Raw genomic sequence first — 22,225 nt, forward strand, 5'->3', positions numbered from 1 at the left:
TCTTTCGTTTCAAATATTCACAAAGTTCCAAAGCTACTAATAGTCATTGCCAAACAAATCTCGGGTATAGACTTTTTCTAATACATCATTTAAATCGGCTGTAATTCGATTAGATACAATCACATCCGCACTAGCTTTAAATGCTGCTAAATCTCGGTACACTGGCGAGTTAAAAAACGTATCTTGCTCCATAACAGGTTCATAAATAATCACTTCTATGCCTTTACTTTTAAGGCGCTTCATCACGCCTTGAATACTTGAGGCCCTGAAGTTATCTGATCCTGACTTCATGATTAATCGATAAATACCTACAGTGTTAGGGTTTCGCTTTAGAATAGAATTAGCAATAAAGTCTTTTCGAGTGGTATTAGAGTCAACAATTGCTGTTATCAGATTATTTGGCACATCAGCATAGTTAGCTCGCAGTTGTTTAGTATCTTTTGGTAAACAGTAGCCGCCATAACCAAAAGAGGGGTTATTATAATGATTGCCAATACGAGGGTCTAAACCTACTCCATCGATTATCTGCTTGGTATCTAGGTCAAGGGATTCTGCATAGGTGTCTAACTCATTAAAATAAGCCACTCTTAAGGCTAAATACGTATTTGAGAATAGTTTGACCGCCTCAGCCTCTGTCGACTCGGTAAACAAGACTTTGATATCTTGCTTTAATGCCCCTTGAACCATTAACTCAGCAAATATTTCAGCGCGTTTACTCTTCTCTCCCACAATTATTCTTGAAGGATATAGATTGTCGTACAGTGCTTTTCCCTCACGTAAAAATTCCGGTGAGAAAATAATGTTATCGCAATTTAACTTTGCCTTTATCCGTTCGGTATATCCAACTGGCACAGTAGATTTTAAGATCATCACAGCGCTAGGGTTAATCGAAGTCACTTGTTCAATAACCATTTCTACAGAAGAAGTATTAAAATAATTTGTTTGAGGATCATAATCCGTAGGAGTGGCTATAATCACAAAATCAGCACCTTGGTAGGCGCTGACTTTATCTAAGGTCGCTGTAAAGTTTAACGATTTATTTGCAAGAAAATCTTCAATTTCAGTATCGGTAATTGGCGACACCTTGTCATTGAGGAGGTTAATTTTGGACTCAATAATATCTACAGCAACAACCTCATTGTGTTGAGCAAGTAACATAGCGTTCGATAAGCCAACATAACCTGTACCAGCAATTGCTATTTTCATTTAAAACAACACCCCTTTTAACATATAAGTTAATGTTTTGTGGTAAATTTTATCGGTAAATTCAAGAGCAAAAAATTATAATTCCACATATCTCTAGATGGCTTTAGCCACGCTACCGCACTGAATTTTAGCTTCCAGATTGCTATAAAAGTTATGAATAATTTAGCTAATAATTTACAAATTTGATTGGTTGTTAGGACGCTTCAACATTCAAATCCAACCAGAAAACTTAGCAACAAATGAAAGTGTAGACACTCACATGAATCTCGGTACAAAGTATGAAAATCAAAATTGATCTTCATTAAAGTCTACGCCATCTAAGTTAATCGGCTTCATCAAGCCCACTTAACAATGATGTTACATTGAAGCATACATGAAACCCCTGTCAGTTTTTTGAAACCCTATAACCTCAATTCAAAAATCAACCTAAAGTAGCCTAATTACTCACCTCGGTATCAAACTAAGTACTATTACTGCGAGCCAAGAGTAGTACTTTAGTATAGGTCACCCTTGCACTTGGTGGATCCTCAGAGCTTAGAACGCATCCATCTATGCCTGAGGCTGCTGTATTTTGGTGCAATGTTAACTTTAATAAACACCAACCACTTAGGGGAACTAAAGCTAGCAACAACAAAAAACGATTAAATACAATAACTAAAAATCAAAATTAAGCGTGTTAAGTAATAATTATAAAATAAGGCCATTAAATCGCCCTAAATAGCTGTACATAATTCAATCAAGATCCGTGCCAAAAACAAAGCAAGTTAGTAAGTACCAACAAACAATGTAACAATTTTGCAATAGTTTAGTCCCTAGAAATCTCGGAGCTTAAACTTAGAACACTGCATGAGGCACCTAATTAAATACGTCATTATATTGACGATCATTAAGGCCAACTTCGCTATGATGAAATTTACAGATCCCTTATTGCACATTTTTGCTACAGTTTTAGCATCTCTATGGATAGGTTGGGTGAGAAAATTAATTCATTGCGTGTTGATTTGAATTGGCAACGCTATTGGCTGTTAATACCAATAGTGTTTTCTGCTGTTTGCTTTTCAACAATGAACCACAATATTTTTTCTGGCGCGTTTTTTACTCAAATTGAACTAAAATATGGACTTAACAGAATCGATGACTTTCATAAGTGGCAATCAATTATTGAAAAGGGAGCTGAGTTTTCTGACAGTGAACGCTTGCACTTGGTTAATCAATTTGCCAATCGACATATTAATTTTGTCAGCGATATCGAACATTGGAATAAAAATGATTACTGGGGGACACCGATAGAGTCATTGGGCACTAAAGGTGGCGATTGCGAAGACTTTGCAATTTTTAAGTACTTTACTTTAAAAGCAATGGGAGTCAGCGAAGAAAAAATGCGCTTAATGTATGTTAGAGCGTTATTAATTGACCAACCACACATGGTACTTATTTATTTTGATAACCCTAAGGCCATGCCCTTAGTATTAGATAATTTGACAACAAGCATTAAAAAATCAAATCAACGGACTGATTTAAAACCAATTTACTCATTTAACAGTCAAGGCTTATGGTTAACTAAAGCACGGGGATTAGGTTCAAATCGCCCTGTTAGTACTGGCTCTAAAAGTTGGACAGATCTCGTTAATAGAATAGAGAATGGTGAATAACATGCGAAAATGGAATTGGAGTCGCTGAATGGTAAACAAAGGAATGTCGCTAAAATTACAAGTATTTTTACTTATTAGCTGCTTAACAGTTTTTAGTTTCAGTTTTGGTTTATATAACAATATCTCGACCATGAGAGACTATTTAAATGAACAACTTGCTTCTCATGCTCAAGGCGCGGCACATAGCTTAGGGCTTTCAATTTCGCCTTATATTAACGAGCAAAACCTTGTTGTTGCAGAAACAATGACTAATGTCATTTTTGACTCGGGTTATTATCAACTAATTCAATTTACTGACATCGATGAAGTTGTTCAATTTAAGCGAACGATTGATTTTCCCACTTTATCTGTGCCCAATTGGTTTATGGCCAGTTTTCCATTACAACCTCCCATAATGACCAGTGAGGTAAGTGATGGTTGGCGTTTAGCCGGGCAGTTATCAGTGCAGTCCCATGTTGGTATTTCCTATAATAACTTATGGCATCATGCAGTAACGAGTCTCACTACCACTTTTATTCTATTAATTATTACCTTATTAATCGCTTACTTCATTTTAAAAGCAGTACTAAGACCGCTAAAAACCATTGAGCAACAAGCCAATTCAGCGTCAAAAAAACGCTTTATTACCAACCCAATTATTCCTTTTACTACAGAGCTTAAAGCGGTCGTCGATGCTATGAATCAGATGATTGCTAATATTCAGCGGGCCTTTAAAGAACAAACCCAACTTGCTGAAAATCTAGCAAAACATGCCTACATAGACTCTTTAACAGAATTACCAAACAGACGCGCTCTATTAAAAAATTTCGAATCGATTCAATCAACAAATACACCACAAAAAAATCAGTTCTATTTAGGCTTGATAGCCCTGCCATCGCTAAAAAGTATCAACGATAAACAAGGATATGCCGCCGGTGATGCCTATATTAAGTTAGGGGCCAATATTATTAGCAAGCAACTTAATCAAATCACCGAAATACAGCTTTATCGAGTTTCTGGGTCAGAATTTGCTTTTCTATCGCCATTAACAGAGGATGCTGTCAAATTAGTCCATAAGCAATTAATCGATATTTTAGTGGCTAACAAAACAGAACACGACGTTGAAGATGGTTTTGCAAAATATACAGTGACTTGTATTGGTGCCAATGAAAGCTTTAGCGACACACTCAAACGATTAGACTCTCAATTAACCACTAACCCATATTGCGACAAACACGCTGAGTTAATACTGTCACAAGCTGACAATAGCCACCATACACGGGAAGAATGGGCTCACATTTTAACTCACTTTACTGAATACTTTATCAACGAGCTTAAACACTGCAACCAAGATAATTTTGAGCTTAAATGTATTCCTTTAGATGACTTTTTTGATTTACTGCTACAACCGGTAGTCGATAACCAACAATCAATTATGTATGTTGAATCCTTTGTGGGCTTTAAATTTAATGGAGAGTCTTTACCCACACTAGATGTATTTTCCATGGCCGATAAATTGGGCGTATTACTTGAGCTTGAGCAAGCAATAACTTGTTTCATCTTTTACAAATTAACACACATAAAAAAAACACCCATAGCTATTAATATTAGCAACCAAGCGATACAAAGCTCTGCTTTTACTCATTGGCTATTTAATTTATATCAACTACAACAAAAAAAACTTCCACCACTTTTGTATGAAATTAAAGAACCTGGCGTGATACTTTCGTCAGCTGCTACAACCTCATTTATTAATAAAGCTAAAGAATTAAAAATTGATATTGTCATTGAAAACTTTGGCTCAAACTTAAACTCATTTCACTATATTCGTAACTTAAACGTTGATTTTACTAAATTAGATCCTTGCTTTGTACATGATATAGATCAAGCTGACACACGCTTTTTTGTCCAGACAGTTACCCAAATATGCCATGGTATTGGATTAAAAGTCATCGCTGCGCAATTGGAAACACCAGCCATGATAGGCATTTTTTCCAATATCCATGTGGATGGTCTTCAAGGCAACGGTTTGTATGCTGTTCAAAATTTGACTACTCTTATACCAGTGACATTAGATAGTTCATGGAGCTGTACTTTACAACTCAGTGACTTTTGTCCCCCATCAAACCATGAGGCAGAATAAATGTACCCTAACAAATTAACGCTCATTTTGATTGCTGCAATATCTTCAACGGCGTTGTCAGCAGGAGCATATGCTGTATCTCAAACAGATTTTACCAATGGCGTTCAGACAGCTGCTAATTCAGGGACAAGTTTAGCTGATTACACGCTCACTCAAATGCAATCATCACCTGCAGAACAAACCAATATCCTCGCTTTTGCTTTACAGGCGACTTTTGGCAAAACCGCAACTATATTAGAAGTGCTTAGTGCTGCACAAACTGCAGGAATGAACGCTGATGATGCATTGGCTATCGCTATTGCAAATGGTATAGACCCTTCAATTGTTGCAGAGGTCTTTGAGGAGACACTCACTGCCAGTGGTGGCACATTTGGAGCAGCTCCAGCGCCTGGTGCTCAGGGTTTCGGTGGTGGCTCTGGTGGTGGTGGAGTAACGGCTTCCAGCAACTAATTAGTGTTTATCAAGCACCCTTGCCTTTTATAAAGAACTTGGGTGCTTTTTTATAGCTATTATTAGTTAAAAATAACCGCGATTAAATTTAGCTCATTAACGAGTATTTGTTGCTTAAACTGCAATGAAACCCTACAAACTCATTATCATGCAAGGGGTTGGACGTATATAAAAACAATGAATTATTGTTTATTTCTAGTAATCCTTTCAGCTAACAAACTCTCAACTAATCCTCTCTGCTAATAATCTGTTAGCAAATAATCTCTTAGTCAGTAACCTATTACCCAACAAACTCTTAGCTAACATGCTCTTATATTGTGGCGTTAAATGACTTACGTAAAGAAAGCGTACTAGCCCCTAAATATGGCTTTAATTAAAGCTCTGACTCGCCATTCATTTTCCTTATCAGCCAATCCGGTAAAGCATGCCAACCACCATAATGAGGCGAAGCGTCATAGCTTTCATCACCTGATTGCCAGTTAATACTGCCGTCTTCTTGTTGAGTTACATGCCAATAAAGCAATTCTTTATTGGCCAGTAAGTAATGCTCTAACGTCAAGGCGAATTCTGGGCTCTTGATTAACACCCCAAACTCAATATTTAAAAAATCTGAACGTGGATCAAAGTTCGATGATCCAATGTAGGAATATAAGTCATCAAAGATAAAGGTCTTATTATGGTAATAAGTATCACTATGGTAAAAATGATCACTATTTTTAGCATGATCTTTATATTCATATAAATCCGCCCCCATATCTAATAACAGTGGGCGATGCTTTTCAAAGTATGCCGGCACAAACCCCGAATCATTTGATGCCGATGAATTTGTGATTAAAGTGATCTGTGCATTATTGGCACTAAGCTTTTCAATAATGGTAAATTTATTATCGGTTGGAATTAAGTAAGGCGTTGAAATTACGGCTTTCTTGGCATCATTCACCGGATCAGTCATTAGATTTTCAACTCGACTTCTAAAATATGGCTTACTGTCTTTCATCTTTTCAAGCGAATCAAAGACAGGTTTCACAACAGCTGCGGTATAACCCACTTCTGTTAAGCTCTGCACTTGCTGATTAATCGCATTCACCACTTGTTGGCGGTTTTCAGTTTGTTGCCGATAAGTTTTTTCAAACTCGGTAAATACTCCCACCTGCTTCACTTCTACAAGCATTTCGATTGGGATCAAATAATCAGTGCCCCACAGCCCATCAAAATTCGCTTCAAAAGCCTTAATGACATCACCTTTAAAAATGACATCTAAATCAAAAAAGTTTGCCTCAGTGCTATAGCCAAAGTAGTCATCGCCAATGTTTCTGCCACCTAAAATCATATTGTGACCATCAACGTTAAAGTACTTTTCGTGCAGGCGATTATCCAGCTGTTGCTGATGAATTTGAAAGTCCATCGCACGGCCAATCCAACCCATTTTTCGAGAGTCGAAAGGGTTAAAAATACGAATATCGATATTTTGATGGTGGGCGAGCTCTGCAAGCCACTTTTCATTAAACACCAACAAGTCATCAAGGGTTACTCTAACTTTTACACCGCGATCGGCAGCTTGCTTAATTTCGGCAAAAAGCATTAATCCCGACGTATCTTTATTCCATGAGAAGTAAGTCATATCAATAAAGCTTTTGGCTTGACGCACTAGCTCAATACGCCTCGCTAAGGCTTCTGGTGCAGTAGGGATTAAGTACAAATCAGCATGGTATTTTTTCGAGTCCCAATCCGTTTGAAAACCGTCCTCAACCTCAGGGTAAGACGTTGCGCAGCCAGTCACCACTATGGTAACAATAATAAAGCTAAGTACAGTTAGGCACTTAGAAATAGAATGCATGTTCATTGATATACCGTCATTATGGTTAAAAAATTACGGCTAGCAAATGCTAGCCGCCAATCAAAGCGATAAAGATAAAGCTTATTTAGTCATTAATTAAAGTAGCCTAAAATTAAGCCTAAATCCTCAAGACCCGTTAAGCGACCTTCGCGTAACTCTGGGTCAATACCTGGTTGTTTTCTTTTGTCCCAATCTGCTTCAATTTGTATATTTGTATCGCCATCAATCACTAACACATTGTCATCACTGGTATTGAATTGATAGTTATCAAACAGCTCATCACTAAACCAAAGACGTGACAATTTATCCATTAACATCATATCACTATCACTTGGAGTAACCTTGTTACCTGTCACGGTATAAGGTTTATTGAACACAAATGGTAATTCCGCACCATTACAAATGTTACCAATGCAGCTAATTGATTTAATTAGCGCTGCAAGGTCAATGGATGTTGCTTCATTACTTGTGGTCCACACATTAAAGCTTGGTTTGTAATCAAAGTTATAAAAAGTCACTGGCACCACACCATTATCACTGGTTTGCTTGGCCATAACCCTTGCTGGACCACTAAACAGCATATCGTTTACGAGTAAATTAAATTGCGCCATATTACCTGTGGCACCGCTTAACTCACTTTCATCGTTTGGATAAAAGTCCGTTAATTTAAACAGTTCATCTATGATAGCGCCATTGCCTAAACCAAAGAAAAAGCGGGTAATGGCGTCATAGGCTGTGCTAGGTAAAATGTCACCTAACTCAACTTGGGCTTCAACATCTGAGTTTGTTATGGCCATTAACTCTTGCTCTAACAATGCCAAGTTATCTTGGGATTCTAACCAAGCCTGAATATCTAAAGCGGCTAAATCAGGATCTTCAGGCGCATCATTAAGCTGTTGGATTAAATTGATAATCGTCGGTATTAATGAAGTTAAACTCGGCAGAAATGCCGTTGTTCTTGAATCATTACTGTTAAAGCCTAATACAGTCGGTACATTTAATTCAGTTAATGCTGGCTGCGCTTTTAAATGATAACCACTGATTTCAGGGACAAAAATACCGCCTCTAGCGCGAAAATCAACATAAGGCGAAAAAGGCTTTAAATTGGCTAACGGCGTAGTTTCAGCGCTAAGTTTAGAGGTTAAACATAAACCACTGCCTACTAAGTTATCCACATCAATACAGTCTAATCCTGACCAAGCGCCAACTTTCGCTAATGGATTTAGTGCCTTTTCCTGCACTTGCATGATTTGTTCAAGGGTTAACTCATCAAGTACCACAGAGCCTTCTTCAGCAAATAACTCATCGCCATAATCTTGTAACTTACCTTGAAAGGTTTTGGCTTGATCATAAGACTTATAATCAAAGCCATAAGGGTTGCTTTGCATAATAGCGCGCTGGAAATAGTCACCAGCAAAACTTTCACTGTTTTCGGTTTGCTGTAAAATCCCTACTGACATGGCGCCAGCGCCTTGGCCAACAAGGGTAACCTTATCTGGGTTACCACCAAATAATTCAATATTGTTATTGACCCATTCAAGCGCGCGTTTTTGGTCACCTAAAGCAAAATTACCGCCTTTGTCGTTCTTACTACCATCAAGCCAGTAGCTACCTAAAATACCTAAACGATAATTTAGAGTGACCGCAATAAATGGTTTATCATCTAATGCCCCCTGAGCGACAACATTATCGCCTTGTACTAGCGGGTCTGAGCCTGAACCAAATTCAAAATCACCACCATGAATGAACACATAAACAGGTAAATCAGCGGACTCGACCGTATCTTCTGGGCGCCAAATATTAAGGTTTAAACAATCTTCTGATTGCTCCTGCACCGTTAAATCAAGTTGCGGACAGGCATCACCAAAAACCGTTGCATCGACCACATCTGTTAATTCTGTGACCACACTGTGCTCAAAGCGCGCAGAAGTCGCATAAGTAATGCCTTTAAACGCCTCTAACTCAACTCGCGTTGCCGTACCCTCTAAATCATTAATCACCACTGACTCTTTAAGCCCCATTACGGTGCTATCACCAATGATCCGATCAATCTGCTGTGGTGGCAGTGGCTCGACAACGGGTACTTCAGGTTCTGGATCTGTAACACTAGGGCTGTCATCACTGCCACAGGCCACTAATGTTAATGAAATAAGCACTGCAAGGGTAGAACGGTAAAACACGGTCATAATTAACTCCATGTATCTCTGATTGCTAGGGTTTGGCTAGTGAATCATCAAAGTAGCTCAAGCCTAATATTAGGTTAAAGTTTGCATCTTTGCTGTATGAGCCTGAATAATTAAATTTATAGTAATTAATTTAACCCTTACCTTGTAATCGCTTATGAAGGATCGAACCATCATCATTAACATTGAAGTAATAAAATTAACCGCTATAGAGTAGTAAAAGCGTGAGATTTACACGGTTTAAAATCGATAAATCGCCCATCTACCCCCAATTGACGATAGCAATTCACGTTAGCCGTTTTGTGAGGGTTAAATCCTTCAAACGCGATTTAACAGATTACACAATGTCCATTAACCTTCTAATATTAATTATCAGCAGATCATAGAAACCGCTTTCGCTTCTATAATATTGCTAATTTGATTTAAAATATCTTTAGATTTTTAGCCGCTAAACGGCTAAATGGAGACACTAATGAACACCCCGAAGAACCTTATTAAGTTAATATTTTTTGCCTTGTTCATAACGGCCTGTAGCTCAAATCATCAACTTGAACAACGGGTTGATGCTAATAATTACAAAGATGCTCTCGTGGCGGCGGATCAAACCGAAATAGCTGAACCTTATCGATTTTGGGCTGATGAACAACCTGCGTTTTTATATGATGCAACCACCAACACCACACCATTAGCAAGTGCGTCAGAAAAGCTAAATATATTAGTGTTATCGGGTGGTGGTGCTAAGGGTGCTTATGGCACCGGAGTAATAAACGGCCTTTATGATAGTAATCAACTACCGCAATACACCATTGTCACAGGGATCAGTGCAGGCTCTTTGATTGCACCATTTGCATTTATTGGTGGTGATGAAATTCATCGATTAAAGCAAGTCATGCTAGGCCTTAACGATAAGGCTATATTAGGTAAACGCAATTTTTTAAATGCTCTTTTTAAAGATGCCTTTACTGATGGCAGTAGTCTATATGAGCTAGTGGAGCAGTTTTACCCTGCTACAATGATTGATAAAATAGCGACTGAACACCAAAAAGGGCGTCGACTATTTATTGGCACTACGCAGTTTGATTCTGGCGAGCTGATGATCTGGAATATTGGCCAAATTGCTGCCAGTAACTTACCAAATAAATATGACTTAGTTCATCAAATTTTAGCCGCAAGCTCGTCAATTCCAGGGGTGTTTCCACCACAATTCATCAATGTTGAGATAGATGGAAAGCCTCTAGAAGAACTACATGTTGATGGCGGCATGAACTCACAAATGTTTGTCGACCCAGGTAATTTCGATTATGGGTTAGTCAATCAGGCTTTAGGTTATCAGCAACCAACTAATATTCACGTTATCCGTAACGGGGTATTAAAATCACCTTATATTTCCCTACATGATAAAGGCCTTGAACTACTGAATCGCAGTTTGAAAAGTATGACGATTCAACAAGCTAGAGGTGATTTATATCGAATGCTGTATTACAGCGAAGTAAATAACTACGATTTGTCATTCACTTATATTGACGACAAGTTTGATGCAGAACCTGCCACCAAGAAAATGTTTGATCAGCAGTACATGGAAGCCTTATACCAAAACGGCTATGACAAGGCGGTAAACAACAATTTATGGCAAAACCAAGTTCCTTATTAAAGAAGTTATAGTTTACTTTCACGACTCTCCCAAGCCATTACTGGGAGAGTAAAATCAAGCTAATACGTCATTATTAATCCCACCTTTTTACCATTTTATCAGCATTTTTAGTCGCTTTAGTTATGACTCTACACTTTTTGGAATAACTTACCATGTTGAGAACGACTTGAAACACTGAACATAATGGCGGCTTTATCAATAAGCTGCAGCTAAGTAATTCCTCTTCTTAATACTGTCTGTTGTTAGCGATTGCGCAATGCCTTAATGATATTACTATCAACCAAAGCAGCTGCATTCATCCATCAATATTCATGCCTCCCATCAAATACATTCCATTCTTCATAATATCGTTTCAGCGCCAGCGGTTCATGGCATGACACGTATGAATAGCACCTTGCAGAGGCTACTCAATTTCATCAGTATTCCAGTTAAAGTCAGTCCCTATAAAGGTTTAACTCATGCTCAACGTTAATGTGACGGGTTACATTGCAGCATTATCAGTCATTTAGGGCTTATTAAAGCCGAACCTAAAATTTTCCACCTTCCTGTGAAATAGTGACTGTTTAAAATGGAGACTAAGCTGCTGATTTAATCTTTTAAAAATACTCAACACAAAAAAGCCCATCATGAGTACATGATGGGCTTTAATAACAGGGACAGAATAATCAATTAGAAAGGTGTTACAAGCTATAATTTAAACGACCAAATATAGTTTATAAAACTGTGATGATATCTTGTTCAGGTAAGCGTGATTTAGGTAGGCCAAAGTTATAATCTTCGCCCTCTTTGTGATAACCCATTGCTAGCGCAAACTCACAAACGTAACCATCTAACTCTTCTTTAAAAATCTCACCAATTAAGCTTGGGTCAACGCCTTCCATCGATGTAGAAGCAATCCCTAAACGAGCTAGCGTATGCAAGGTATTACCAATAGCAATATAGGTTTGCGCTTTAGTCCAATGGCCATTAAAACCACTGTCATCAGTATTTTGCTCTGCAAAACCAAAAGCACCATTTAGCATGTTGTCATACATGTCTGCCGGTAAATGACCTGACGACACTTCAACATCAACAACTTTTCTGTAGTCATCTTTAGTGAACTTAGGGTTATGGGCAAATAAAATCACATGGGAGGCTTCAGTAGCATGAGGCTGATTAAACTGGTGCATATTGGCAAACGTTTCATGAAAACGTTGTTTTGCCACATCAGTTTCTAATACGATAAATTTCCACGGCTGTGAGTTAATAGAAGAAGCAGTTAAACGAATCGCTTGTTTCACTACGTCCATATCCGCTGCTGAAATACGCTTACTTGAATCATACTTTTTCACAGTATAACGTTTATTCAAATCTGCAATAATTGGGTGTGACATAATGATTTTCCTCATAGGTGATGCCGATGCGGTGCATTTTAGGCTTTTCCATTGAGAAAAAAAGAGTGCTAGACACCAATCTTTATGGAGTTTTTAAACCATAAAAAATCCGTAATAGCGGGTGCAGATGGCTCTATAGCGTAACTATACGTAGAAAAAATGACAAACCCATGGCTGTTCACTGGTTATTTTGACTAATTCAGCTGGCTACTTTCACTATATCATTTGCATTTATAAAGGTTAAAAACGATAACGCAATGCTGCAAGAATGATAAAGCACTGTTTTTATATAGCATCTTTAAACTGGCCTGCATATTGCTTTAATTTAACTTAAATACAACATCTACCCTAGTGACTAAAATCTGAGTCACTATGTACTATAAAGTCCAAGGAGTGACATTATGGCCGTGATTTTAGAAGATCGCCCTATTGAGCAAGTCAGAGAACAAGTTATCGATCAGTTAATTGTCAATTATAGCCACGGCATTATCTCTGCTGAAGCCTTTGAAAGACGCCTTGATGAGGCAATGAACTCAAGTGTTCATCAAGAGATCGTCGCACTGGTCGCAGACCTAACCTTAACCGCTGATACTGACTATAGTCAGCAAAAAGACCACCAGTTTGCGCCAAACTATGGCAGCAAAACTGCCACTGAAGATATGCGCTTAACCAGCATATTAGGTAACAGTGAACGTAGCGGCCAATGGGTGGTGCCAAAGGTTATTAAGGTTAATAATATTATAGGCGAAACCACCCTGGACTTTAGTGATGCCATTTTTCAGCATCAACATGTCACCATTGAGATTAATTGCTTTTTGGGCAGTAGCAGTATCTATGTTCCTGAAGGCATTAATGTGGTGTGTAAAACTTACGGGCTCGTCAGTAGCATTGAAAACAAAGCGCCTTCTATCGCAACCCGCCAAGCTCCTGTCATCACCATTGAGGGTAAGGTTATTTTGGGCTCGCTGGAGGTGTCTATCAAGCGCACCATTAAAGAAAAGTTTATCGAGTTTGCCAACAATTTAAAATCGGCATTCGATACTAAAAACTACTTTTGATACTAAAAGCGGTTTTTGATAACAAACAACTTTAGAGGCAAGCAATCATTAAAGCCGAACATCAGCGAGGCTTAAGAAAGCCTCATGTTCGACCATTAACGATGTTTGATATCATTAGGGCTTTGAAATATCACGCCATAACAGTAAGTCCTTTACTCTAAAGGACGCGCCTTGATAAAAGCCGATATCGTTAGCAAAACCTGGCGGATTTTTAAAGGTGCCAAACAAGATATCAAAAATAGGCAGATCGGAATAATTATACTTATGCAGGCCTTTTTGATGGTGCACCGAATGGCTTTCTGGTCGCTGAATAATATATCCAAGCCACTGAGGGGTGCTAATATTGGTGTGTTGAAATACGGCAATAAACATGGTGATGTATAAAAACCAACTAATTGCCTGAGGCGATAAACCCACAAAAAGATTAAGGCTAATACTGCCAACTAATGTAAAGCCAATCATATCTAGTGGGCTAAAATAAAAAGCCCCAAATGAGTCTAACCTTTCGGCGCTATGATGCATCTGATGGAAAGTCCGCCACAGTAGAGGTGTTCTGTGCATACTGCGATGCCAAATATAAATACCAAGTTCGAAAACCAATAGGGCAATAATAGTACTAACCCAAGGGGTTAACTGCTGCAGGTTGAGCAATTGGTAAGGCAATAAATACTTATCCCAAATCAAGGGTAAATAAGTCGAAAGATAAAAATAGCACACAAATACCAACAGTGATTTTGCATACCAACCTTTTACCTTTACTTGTTGTTGAGCAGGCTTAATCGCTTCAAGTAACATTAAGCCAAAATATATCCCCAGCAGCGCTAAAGAAACTGGGTCCAGCAGGATGTCTAGTGGCGTAGGCATAATCGCACTCCTTAATGTATTTTCAATTTTTAAGAAGTGTCATTATCGGCAAATCACAGTTACAAACATGATGGTTAGCTAACGATTTAGTATTAATTAGCTCAAGCTTGCCACTGGCTCAGCCTAAGTTGATAAATAAAAGGCCAATAGTCAGCTAGAATTGATCCTATCGATTTTTGCTCTAAATACCGTTGTTCATGTCTATAAAATAAGGGATTATCTATGCTGTTTCGATTTAACAATATCGAGATTGATACTGAACGGTATGAGATCCGCAAAGATAGCCATGTGTTATCGGTAGAGCCTAAGGTCTATGACTTAATTATTTACCTCATTGACAATAGGCAGCGTATTGTTTCTCGAGATGAGCTGTTAAACCAAATATGGGCAGGGCGGGAAGTCACTGACACCACCCTCAGTAATCATATTAAAACCGCCCGAAAAGCCTTAGCGGATGATGGTGAACAGCAAAAGGTCATTAAAACCATCAGATCTAGAGGCTATCATTTCATCGCTGATGTAGAAGCAACTAATAGCACAAATGCAGATAAGGAATTAGCAGCTTTACCCTCGCAAACTGTGCCTGTTAAAACCCTAAAGCAAACTCCGGTAACGGCAAATAGCAAACAAACACCGGCACTAAAATCAACAATCACAATCGTTAGTCTAGTTTTAGTCATCATAGTGATTATTGTCAGCAGCATTTATTATCAAAACGCCCCCTCTACAGCAGCAATAAAGCCGCCCTATTTACTCATTACGCCTATGTCGGTTTCAAGTAATGACGTTAGCCAATGGCAGCCTTTTGCCGACCAAATAACCCGTGAACTAATTCAAGATTTACGCAAAGTATCAGGTATAAAGGTGGTACCGCCGCCATCGGCATTTACCTTTAAATCAAACAAAACGCGTGCTCATATCAAAGAGCAATTACCAGAGGTGACCTTTGTATTAGATGGGGTGGTAAAAACCGCTATCAATGGGGATGTGCGCTTTACGGTGGAATTAGAAGAAATCAATAGCGGCGCTGTCGTTTGGGAAGGCAGCTTTGACATTAACGTGGATAAAACTAATTTGTTCAGTGCTCAAAATGACATTGCATCCTCAGTATCAACATCGTTACAAGTGATTATTCTTGAGGATGAAAAGGGGAAATTAGCTCAGGTTCCCACCAGTAATTTAGTCGCATATGAGCGTTATGTTCAAGGCCAATATCAACAAGCCCAAATGAGCCATGATTCAGTACTGCAAGCAATAGATCTGTACTCCCAAGCCATCGCCTTAGATAAAAACTTTGAAGCGGCTTACATAGCTAAATCAGATGCTTATCGTATCCTGATGATTTTATTTGAGAAACCTAAAGATGTGCTACCAAAAGTCATTGCTTCAGCCACTGAACTGCTGGCCATAAACCCTAATTCAGCAAGCGTTCAAGCCTCATTAGGTATGGCTTATATCCATGCCATGTTATGGGAAGATGCTTGGGTAATGCTTAACAGAGCGAAGAAGTTAGACCCGAATCTGGCGCTAACAGAGCTGGGTTTTGCCCTGTACTACACTGCACTCGGTGAAGCTGAAAAAGTACAGCTATCAGTGGCGCGAGCAGACAACTTAGACCCATTAAATCAAGAGATAGCCGAATGGGGCTTATGGGCATTAATGATGGTCGGCGAAGTTGATGCAGCAATTGCTTGGGGAAAACGCAAGATACAACAACACCCTCAAATGCCCTACCCATTACTGAGCTTATCTGTAGCCCACTACATTAATGGCGATATAGAGCAAAGTATTACTCTAGCAAGGCAAGGGGTTGCCTTGAGTCATCAAGACCCATTCCCCTTAATTCTATTGGCCCAAGCTTATGCCGCTGGCGGATATAAAGATAAGGTGTTGCCATTAATAAAACAGGCGACACAACAACAGCTGTACATGTGCCCCTATGAAACGGCGGTGATATTCGCGTTAATGGGCCAAACTGAAAAGGTATTTCCGCTGCTAGAACAAGCCGTAGAATACCAATCAAATTGCCTGATTTTCGCCAAACATGACCCAAGGTTTGCAGCTATACGTCACACGCCTCGATATGTGGCAATGTTAGCCAAGCTGGGATTAGATGATGCTTCTATCAAGCGCTACTCTAAGTAATCACACTAAATACTCTAAGCAAGTCATCAATTGTTACAACAACCCTAACTTAAATGATGCTCGTAAGTTACCGCTTAGCTGTTAACTTGTTATAATCAGCGTCAGCTTTAAATGACCTTATAGAATCATCAATGCAATGGTTCCAATACAAGCGTTATGAATACAATCGTTATCAATAAAAACGCTAATAGTCACTCAATCCTAATCAATGCCATTAAACATCATGGAATGATAATTAAAACAACAGGAAATAACATGTATCGAATCGTCACTGCGGGACTGGTTACGCTCTCATTTGTGGGAAGTACCGACGCCTTAGCCAATGAATACGTGCTAAGTAAAGTCGCCAAGCCACTATCACAAAGTATTAAGCTCAACTTAGATCCAGTAAAAGATCAGTTTTCAGGCAGCACAGCCATTCAAATTGAAGTGCTTGAAGCCACTAAGCAATTACAACTTAACGGCTTAGAATACACTGCTAGCAATATCCAGTTAGATGCCAAATCAGCTAACAACAAAGACTGCCAACTAGATGTAATCATGCAAGATACTGGGGTGGTTTTGTTTAACTGCCCACATACTATCGAACCTGGTGCATATTCTTTCTCAATGGATTTCACAGCCCCTTATAACCGTCAATCTGTCGGCCTGTATAAAACCATTGATGGCGGCCTGCCCTACTTATTTACCCAGTTTGAAATGAGTGATGCGCGCCGCAGTTTTCCAAGCTTTGATGAACCAGAATATAAAATCCCCTTTCAAGTAACCATCACAGCCCCAAGTACTGAAAAGGTTTACAGCAATACCCCTGAGCTTTCAGTTGCAACCAAAGATGGCCTGACAACTCACGTATTTGCTCAAACCAAGCCAATATCCTCTTACCTTGTTGCTTATGCTGTGGGTCAATTTGAAGAAATTGAAGTCACAGGCATGAAAGTCCCAGGGCGCGTAATAACCACTAAGGGGAAAATCGAGCTAGCCAAATATGCAGCCGAGCAAATGCCGTTAGTTCTAAAAGCATTAGAAGATTATTTTGGGGTCGATTACCCTTATCAAAAGCTTGATAGCGTTGCAGTACCTGAGTTTCCTTTTGGGGCGATGGAAAACGCAGGCTTAGTCACTTATCGTGAAGATATTTTGTTAGTTGATGAGCAAACCGCCAGCCAAAATAGCAAAAAAACGGCCGTTTCAATTATTGCCCACGAGCTAGCACACCAATGGTACGGTAACCTAGTGACTATGCAGTGGTGGAATGACCTATGGTTAAACGAAGCTTTTGCAAGCTGGATGGCTGCGAAAGTGACCGAGCAAATTCACCCAGAATTTGAATCTAACTTAGCATTATCCAAAAACTACGTGATGTCATTAGATGCACGGGTATCGACCAAGCCTATCCGCAAGCCCATTAAAACCGAAGCCGACATTATGGACGGTTTAGGCCTTGCCTATAGTAAAGGCGAAGCTGTGCTAGATATGGTAGAAAACTATATCGGCGAGGCTGAATTTAATAAGGGTATTCGTCAATACATTAAAGATCATGCCTTTCAAAATACTGAAGCTGATGATCTTTGGAATGCCTTATCAAAAGCCTCTGGTAAAGATGTTGGCAGTATCTTAAGCACCTTTATTGAACAATCGTCTTACCCTTTAATCGATGTGTCATTAGCAGGTGATAAGCTAACCCTTAAACAAAGCCGCTTTGTAAATGCTGGCACTGTAGCTGCAAAGCAGTCTTGGACTGTGCCAGTATCGGTTAAATACGGTAAAGGCGACAAAGTTGCAACCGAAACCATTTTACTCACCAGTCAATCGCAAACCATCAAATTAGCATTCAGTCCTGATTGGATTTATCCAGATTCAGACGCCATGGGTTACTACCGCTGGTTGTTAGATGAAACACAAATGAGCAACTTATTAGCCAATGCTAAAACCCAGCTTACAGCTCGTGAGCGTAAAGCCTTGATCTCAGCAGCTGATGCCTTATTAGATGCCGGCTTTATCTCAGGTGGTGAGTTACTGAATATTTTAGGCGCATTTATTGATGACCAACATCCGCAAATCGTCTCTGCCGCATTAGGTTACTTACAATCTCAAAAACGCACCTTTATTGATGACACCAACCAAGAGCTATGGGCTAAGTTCATTGCCTCAAGAGCACAAAGCGCAATCGAGAAGTACGGTGTTACTGCAAAAGTTGATGAAAAGTCATCTATTAGTAAGTTACGCCCAACATTGATTAACTTATTAGCTTTTGAAGCCAAAGATAAAGCCACAATTGCAACCGCTAAAAAACAAGCTGACTTGTACCTTAATGGTAATAACGATGTTGACCAGTACCTTATCGGCACTTACCTCAATATTGCAGTGTATTTTGGTGACAGTAAGGTATTAGCGAAAGTAAAAGCTGAATTTGAGGTAACGAAAGACCCGCAAAAACGCACTCGTTTAATGTATGCCTTAGGCTATGCGCCTACTGAAAAACTACAAAACAGCGTGCTAGCTTATAGTTTGACCGATAAAGTCAATGCGCCAGATTTACGCTATATCTTTGCAGGGCAAGCTTATACCGATGAGCGTAAACAACGCTTTAGAGATTGGATCTATGCTAACTTCAGCGCCATAAAAGCGAAACTACCTCCCTTTGCGGTGGCGATGATCCCATCGTTTACCGGTAGCGGTTGTGATTTAGCGGCACTGGATACAACCAACACATTCTTTAAGCCAAAAGTAGCGCAAACACCTGAGTTTGGCCGTACCTTAGCCAAGCTCGATGAAAGTGTTAAAAACTGCGTCAGCTTAAAGCAGCGTGAACTTGCCAGCGTTGAGAAATACTTAAACCAGCTCTAATCGGTCTGTAGAGCCTTAACTAAAAAGCCAGTCTCACGACTGGCTTTTTGTTGTTAGTGCATCAGTTAGCGTTTTTAGGTGGCTTAGACAGCTTAATATAAACACTTAGGGATATAAAAATCAGCGCACCGCCAATAACTTTTTGCAGCGAAATTTGCTCATCTAACAGACTAAAGCTTAAGATCATGGTCCAAATAGGCTCTAAAATCATAATCAATGCCGCGGTTTCCATCTTAACTTGATACTGGCCTAGAGTCTGAAATACATAACGCACTGACGTAGCGATAACAGTAGAGACCACAAACCAAAATATCAAACTATCATTGACCTCAAAGCTTAATTGCTGGGTAAAGGCAACATACACAGCAGCAACTAAGCCAACCATAAATAACTGTAAACATATCGAATCAAGTGGCTTAATACTGAGACTAATTTTTTTGTTCAACACAAAATGAACAGACAGCAATGAAGAGGCAAGTAAGAAATACCATTGACTGGTCTCCACTTGCCAGCCATTACTTAAACTCAGTAACATCATCCCTACCACACTGATGGGTAAAGCTAACCAAAATGCGCGGTGAGGCTTAACTTTAAACAAAACCCAGGCGGTCATAGGCGCAATGATCATCGCTAAACTCATGATAAATGCCCCTTCAGACAGGCTATTACTGATCGATACCGCAAACACCCAAATCTGTAACGACATCCCCAAGAAAATGCCTACTCCGCAGGCTAATAGCAACTGCTTGGCTCTTAATCGCCAAATACTTTTATAGCAAAAAGGTAATAAAATCAGACTAGCTAACATAAAGCGGCTAGCAATAAACACTTCGCCGGGCATTTCATCAACCACAAGCTTTGACGAAATCCAGCCAACAGCAGCCAACAAGGTGGCAATAAATAAATATAACGCTCCGCGCATTGATAATTCTCTAGAGTAATATTGAAACAGACACAGCTCATCAGCGCCTAAAACAAGCAGGCCGCAGTGAAAATAAGATTAACTAAAGTGCTGTATCAATATGCATGGATCGTCATGCATTGATAAAAAGAAAGGTATTAGCGGTTAGCTTAACCACCCCCTCATATAGTAAAATAGCCACTTTACAGTGAAGTAAAGTGGCTATTTTATTTTAACCTGTTTAGCGACTGCTTAACTAGCAAGCGTGCGCTTTATAGGCATTAGTTGCTAGCATACTCACAATAATCAGTTAAGCCTTTCTCATCACCACCAAATAAGGTGGCTGGATCATGCGCAGCCAATGGGTAACCATGCTTAATACGGTTAGGTAAATCTGGGTTTGCCACAAATGGGCGGCCAAAACCAACCATATCCACTAAGCCATCTTGTATCGCTTGCTCTGCGGTATCGGCGTTATACTTACCGGCATAAATGAGTACCCCTTGATATGCTTCACGTACCGCTTTTTTAAAGCCTGCTGGGGTTTCAGGAGCATCATCCCAATCCACTTCTGCAATATGTAAATACACAATCTTATGGGTATTTAATAACGCTGCTGCAGCAGTGTAAGTTTCAACAGGGTTAGCATCAACGGTGCCATTTAATGAAGTAAATGGAGCTAAACGCACCCCAACTCTGTCAGCGCCAATCGCCTCAATCATAGCGCTAACCACTTCACTTAAAAAACGTAAACGGTTTTCTACTGAGCCGCCGTATTCATCGGTGCGGTTATTCGCCTCTGAATCAATAAACTGGTTAATTAAATAACCGTTAGCAGCATGTAATTCAATGCCATCAAAGCCCGCTTCAATCGCATTAAGCGCCGCTTGACGATATTCTTCAATCACAGCGTTAATATCTGCTTTGGTCATTGCCCGTGGCTCAACCACATCAACAAAACCAGGCTCTTGGGTGCCGTTGTCGATAAAGACTTTTACATTTTCAGCTTTAAGGGCAGAAGATGAAATAGGTTGCTCGCCACCAATATTATCAGGGTGAGTAACGCGGCCAACGTGCCAAAGCTGAGCAAAAATAACCCCGCCTTGTTGATGAACTAAATCAGTGGTTTTTTTCCAACCCGCAATTTGTTCAGGGCTGTAAATACCCGGTGTCCAAGCATAACCTTGACCCATTGCAGAAATCTGCGTGCCTTCAGCCACAATTAAACCCGCTTGTGCGCGCTGAGCATAATATTTTGCCATCATGTCATTAGCCAAGTTTCCTGGCTGTGAAGCACGTGAACGGGTCATTGGTGGCATTACAATGCGGTTGGTTAGTGTATGACGGCCTAGTTGCAGCGTTTGAAATAATGCTTGTTTCATGTTGTCATTCCTCGAAAAATGGGTCATTGAGCAGCCGATGTAATAGGGCTTTGAGATAACGAGCTCAGTTCAGTTAGCTCGGTTCAGTTAGCTCAGTTGAATCAGCTCAATTTGATAGTTATCAGGGTCAGTGATGAATGCGATGTGCGTCGCGCCGCCTTTTACTGGGCCGGGCTCACGAGTGACTTTTCCGCCTAAATCTTTAATCTTGTCGCAAGCAGCGTAAATATCATCCACACCTAAGGCTAAATGACCAAAGGCATTACCCATATCATACTGGTCTGTATCCCAGTTGTAAGTCAGCTCAATGCTAGTGCCATCTGGCTGATCGGCATAACCAACAAACACTAAGGTATAACGATATTCAGTGTTTTCAGCTCTATCGAGCACACTCATACCCAGCACATCAGTATAAAATTCAATCGATTTCTCAAGATCTGCAACTCTGATCATAGTGTGTAAAAATTTCATAATTTTCCCTTAGCTTCACAGAGATGAAAGCGCTGTTAGTAGTGATAACAAAATAACAATCTAAAACGCTTGCGTTGATTTAA

At 39.6% G+C, this 22,225-nt stretch carries 15 protein-coding genes; 7 read left to right on the forward strand and 8 right to left on the reverse strand.

Annotated features, from left to right (window positions below; translation table 11 throughout):
• Window positions 1–36: 36 nt before the first annotated feature.
• The gene (locus Q4557_RS03230) at window positions 37–1,206 is read right to left on the reverse strand and encodes a nucleotide sugar dehydrogenase (RefSeq protein WP_102439094.1); all 1,170 of its coding nucleotides are present in this window, start codon (window positions 1,204–1,206) and stop codon (window positions 37–39) included.
• Window positions 1,207–2,270: 1,064 nt separating this feature from the next.
• Between Q4557_RS03230 and Q4557_RS03235 the strand changes: the two genes are divergently transcribed.
• The 3 genes from Q4557_RS03235 to Q4557_RS03245 are packed head-to-tail and all read left to right on the forward strand — an operon-like array spanning window position 2,271 to window position 5,430.
• Complete coding sequence (locus tag Q4557_RS03235) at window positions 2,271–2,858, forward strand: transglutaminase-like cysteine peptidase (protein WP_241903532.1); 588 nt, start codon at window positions 2,271–2,273, stop codon at window positions 2,856–2,858.
• Between the two features lie 28 nt (window positions 2,859–2,886).
• Window positions 2,887–4,980, forward strand: a complete 2,094-nt coding sequence (locus Q4557_RS03240) for a LapD/MoxY N-terminal periplasmic domain-containing protein (protein ID WP_303410628.1) — start codon at window positions 2,887–2,889, stop codon at window positions 4,978–4,980.
• Complete coding sequence (locus Q4557_RS03245) at window positions 4,981–5,430, forward strand: hypothetical protein (RefSeq protein WP_102520792.1); 450 nt, start codon at window positions 4,981–4,983, stop codon at window positions 5,428–5,430.
• 373 nt (window positions 5,431–5,803) lie between these two features.
• On the opposite strand, the gene Q4557_RS03250 is transcribed toward Q4557_RS03245, so the two are convergent.
• Together Q4557_RS03250 and Q4557_RS03255 are read right to left on the reverse strand one after the other, a co-directional pair.
• A complete protein-coding gene (locus tag Q4557_RS03250; RefSeq protein WP_303410630.1) occupies window positions 5,804–7,273 on the reverse strand; it encodes a phospholipase D family protein in 1,470 nt (489 codons plus the stop codon).
• Window positions 7,274–7,359: 86 nt separating this feature from the next.
• Window positions 7,360–9,453: a carboxylesterase family protein gene (locus Q4557_RS03255; protein WP_303410632.1), complete on the reverse strand. Its 2,094-nt coding sequence runs from the start codon at window positions 9,451–9,453 to the stop codon at window positions 7,360–7,362.
• Window positions 9,454–9,922: 469 nt separating this feature from the next.
• Between Q4557_RS03255 and Q4557_RS03260 the strand changes: the two genes are divergently transcribed.
• A complete protein-coding gene (locus tag Q4557_RS03260; protein ID WP_102439104.1) occupies window positions 9,923–11,101 on the forward strand; it encodes a patatin-like phospholipase family protein in 1,179 nt (392 codons plus the stop codon).
• 713 nt (window positions 11,102–11,814) lie between these two features.
• Here Q4557_RS03260 and Q4557_RS03265 read toward each other — a convergent pair.
• The gene (locus Q4557_RS03265) at window positions 11,815–12,474 is read right to left on the reverse strand and encodes a nitroreductase family protein (RefSeq protein WP_102520790.1); all 660 of its coding nucleotides are present in this window, start codon (window positions 12,472–12,474) and stop codon (window positions 11,815–11,817) included.
• Between the two features lie 401 nt (window positions 12,475–12,875).
• Here Q4557_RS03265 and Q4557_RS03270 point away from each other — a divergent pair, with 401 nt between their 5' ends.
• Window positions 12,876–13,532: a LiaF domain-containing protein gene (locus Q4557_RS03270; RefSeq protein ID WP_102439108.1), complete on the forward strand. Its 657-nt coding sequence runs from the start codon at window positions 12,876–12,878 to the stop codon at window positions 13,530–13,532.
• A gap of 114 nt (window positions 13,533–13,646) precedes the next feature.
• On the opposite strand, the gene Q4557_RS03275 is transcribed toward Q4557_RS03270, so the two are convergent.
• Window positions 13,647–14,396 (reverse strand): sterol desaturase family protein, encoded by a 750-nt coding sequence (locus Q4557_RS03275; RefSeq protein ID WP_303410636.1) that lies wholly within the window; start codon window positions 14,394–14,396, stop codon window positions 13,647–13,649.
• Between the two features lie 222 nt (window positions 14,397–14,618).
• On the opposite strand from Q4557_RS03275, the gene Q4557_RS03280 reads away from it, so the two are divergent.
• Entirely contained in the window at window positions 14,619–16,541 is a 1,923-nt protein-coding gene (locus Q4557_RS03280; protein ID WP_303410638.1) for a winged helix-turn-helix domain-containing protein, read from the forward strand.
• A gap of 255 nt (window positions 16,542–16,796) precedes the next feature.
• Window positions 16,797–19,388 carry a M1 family metallopeptidase gene (locus Q4557_RS03285; protein WP_303410640.1) on the forward strand — a complete coding sequence of 864 codons (2,592 nt, stop codon included), beginning with the start codon at window positions 16,797–16,799 and terminating at the stop codon, window positions 19,386–19,388.
• Between the two features lie 61 nt (window positions 19,389–19,449).
• On the opposite strand, the gene Q4557_RS03290 is transcribed toward Q4557_RS03285, so the two are convergent.
• The 3 genes from Q4557_RS03290 to gloA all read right to left on the reverse strand — a co-directional run bounded on the left by Q4557_RS03290 (window position 19,450) and on the right by gloA (window position 22,142).
• Window positions 19,450–20,310 (reverse strand): DMT family transporter, encoded by an 861-nt coding sequence (locus Q4557_RS03290; protein ID WP_102477050.1) that lies wholly within the window; start codon window positions 20,308–20,310, stop codon window positions 19,450–19,452.
• A 260-nt stretch (window positions 20,311–20,570) separates the two neighbouring features.
• A complete protein-coding gene (locus Q4557_RS03295) occupies window positions 20,571–21,671 on the reverse strand; it encodes an alkene reductase (RefSeq protein WP_303410644.1) in 1,101 nt (366 codons plus the stop codon).
• Window positions 21,672–21,758: 87 nt separating this feature from the next.
• Entirely contained in the window at window positions 21,759–22,142 is a 384-nt protein-coding gene (gloA, locus tag Q4557_RS03300; protein ID WP_102439116.1) for a lactoylglutathione lyase, read from the reverse strand.
• Window positions 22,143–22,225: the final 83 nt, after the last annotated feature.

The organism is Shewanella sp. 5_MG-2023 (assembly GCF_030547465.1).
Taxonomy (GTDB): Bacteria; Pseudomonadota; Gammaproteobacteria; order Enterobacterales; family Shewanellaceae; genus Shewanella.

What these genes read in the sequence shown, in the direction of transcription:
- Q4557_RS03230 (WP_102439094.1), bottom strand. Translation starts at nt 1,206, where the DNA reads ATGAAAATAGCAATTGCTGGTACAGGTTATGTTGGCTTATCGAACGCT.
- Q4557_RS03235 (WP_241903532.1), top strand. Translation starts at nt 2,271, where the DNA reads ATGAACCACAATATTTTTTCTGGCGCGTTTTTTACTCAAATTGAACTA.
- Q4557_RS03240 (WP_303410628.1), top strand. Translation starts at nt 2,887, where the DNA reads ATGGTAAACAAAGGAATGTCGCTAAAATTACAAGTATTTTTACTTATT.
- Q4557_RS03245 (WP_102520792.1), top strand. Translation starts at nt 4,981, where the DNA reads ATGTACCCTAACAAATTAACGCTCATTTTGATTGCTGCAATATCTTCA.
- Q4557_RS03250 (WP_303410630.1), bottom strand. Translation starts at nt 7,273, where the DNA reads ATGAACATGCATTCTATTTCTAAGTGCCTAACTGTACTTAGCTTTATT.
- Q4557_RS03255 (WP_303410632.1), bottom strand. Translation starts at nt 9,453, where the DNA reads ATGACCGTGTTTTACCGTTCTACCCTTGCAGTGCTTATTTCATTAACA.
- Q4557_RS03260 (WP_102439104.1), top strand. Translation starts at nt 9,923, where the DNA reads ATGAACACCCCGAAGAACCTTATTAAGTTAATATTTTTTGCCTTGTTC.
- Q4557_RS03265 (WP_102520790.1), bottom strand. Translation starts at nt 12,474, where the DNA reads ATGTCACACCCAATTATTGCAGATTTGAATAAACGTTATACTGTGAAA.
- Q4557_RS03270 (WP_102439108.1), top strand. Translation starts at nt 12,876, where the DNA reads ATGGCCGTGATTTTAGAAGATCGCCCTATTGAGCAAGTCAGAGAACAA.
- Q4557_RS03275 (WP_303410636.1), bottom strand. Translation starts at nt 14,396, where the DNA reads ATGCCTACGCCACTAGACATCCTGCTGGACCCAGTTTCTTTAGCGCTG.
- Q4557_RS03280 (WP_303410638.1), top strand. Translation starts at nt 14,619, where the DNA reads ATGCTGTTTCGATTTAACAATATCGAGATTGATACTGAACGGTATGAG.
- Q4557_RS03285 (WP_303410640.1), top strand. Translation starts at nt 16,797, where the DNA reads ATGTATCGAATCGTCACTGCGGGACTGGTTACGCTCTCATTTGTGGGA.
- Q4557_RS03290 (WP_102477050.1), bottom strand. Translation starts at nt 20,310, where the DNA reads ATGCGCGGAGCGTTATATTTATTTATTGCCACCTTGTTGGCTGCTGTT.
- Q4557_RS03295 (WP_303410644.1), bottom strand. Translation starts at nt 21,671, where the DNA reads ATGAAACAAGCATTATTTCAAACGCTGCAACTAGGCCGTCATACACTA.
- gloA (WP_102439116.1), bottom strand. Translation starts at nt 22,142, where the DNA reads ATGAAATTTTTACACACTATGATCAGAGTTGCAGATCTTGAGAAATCG.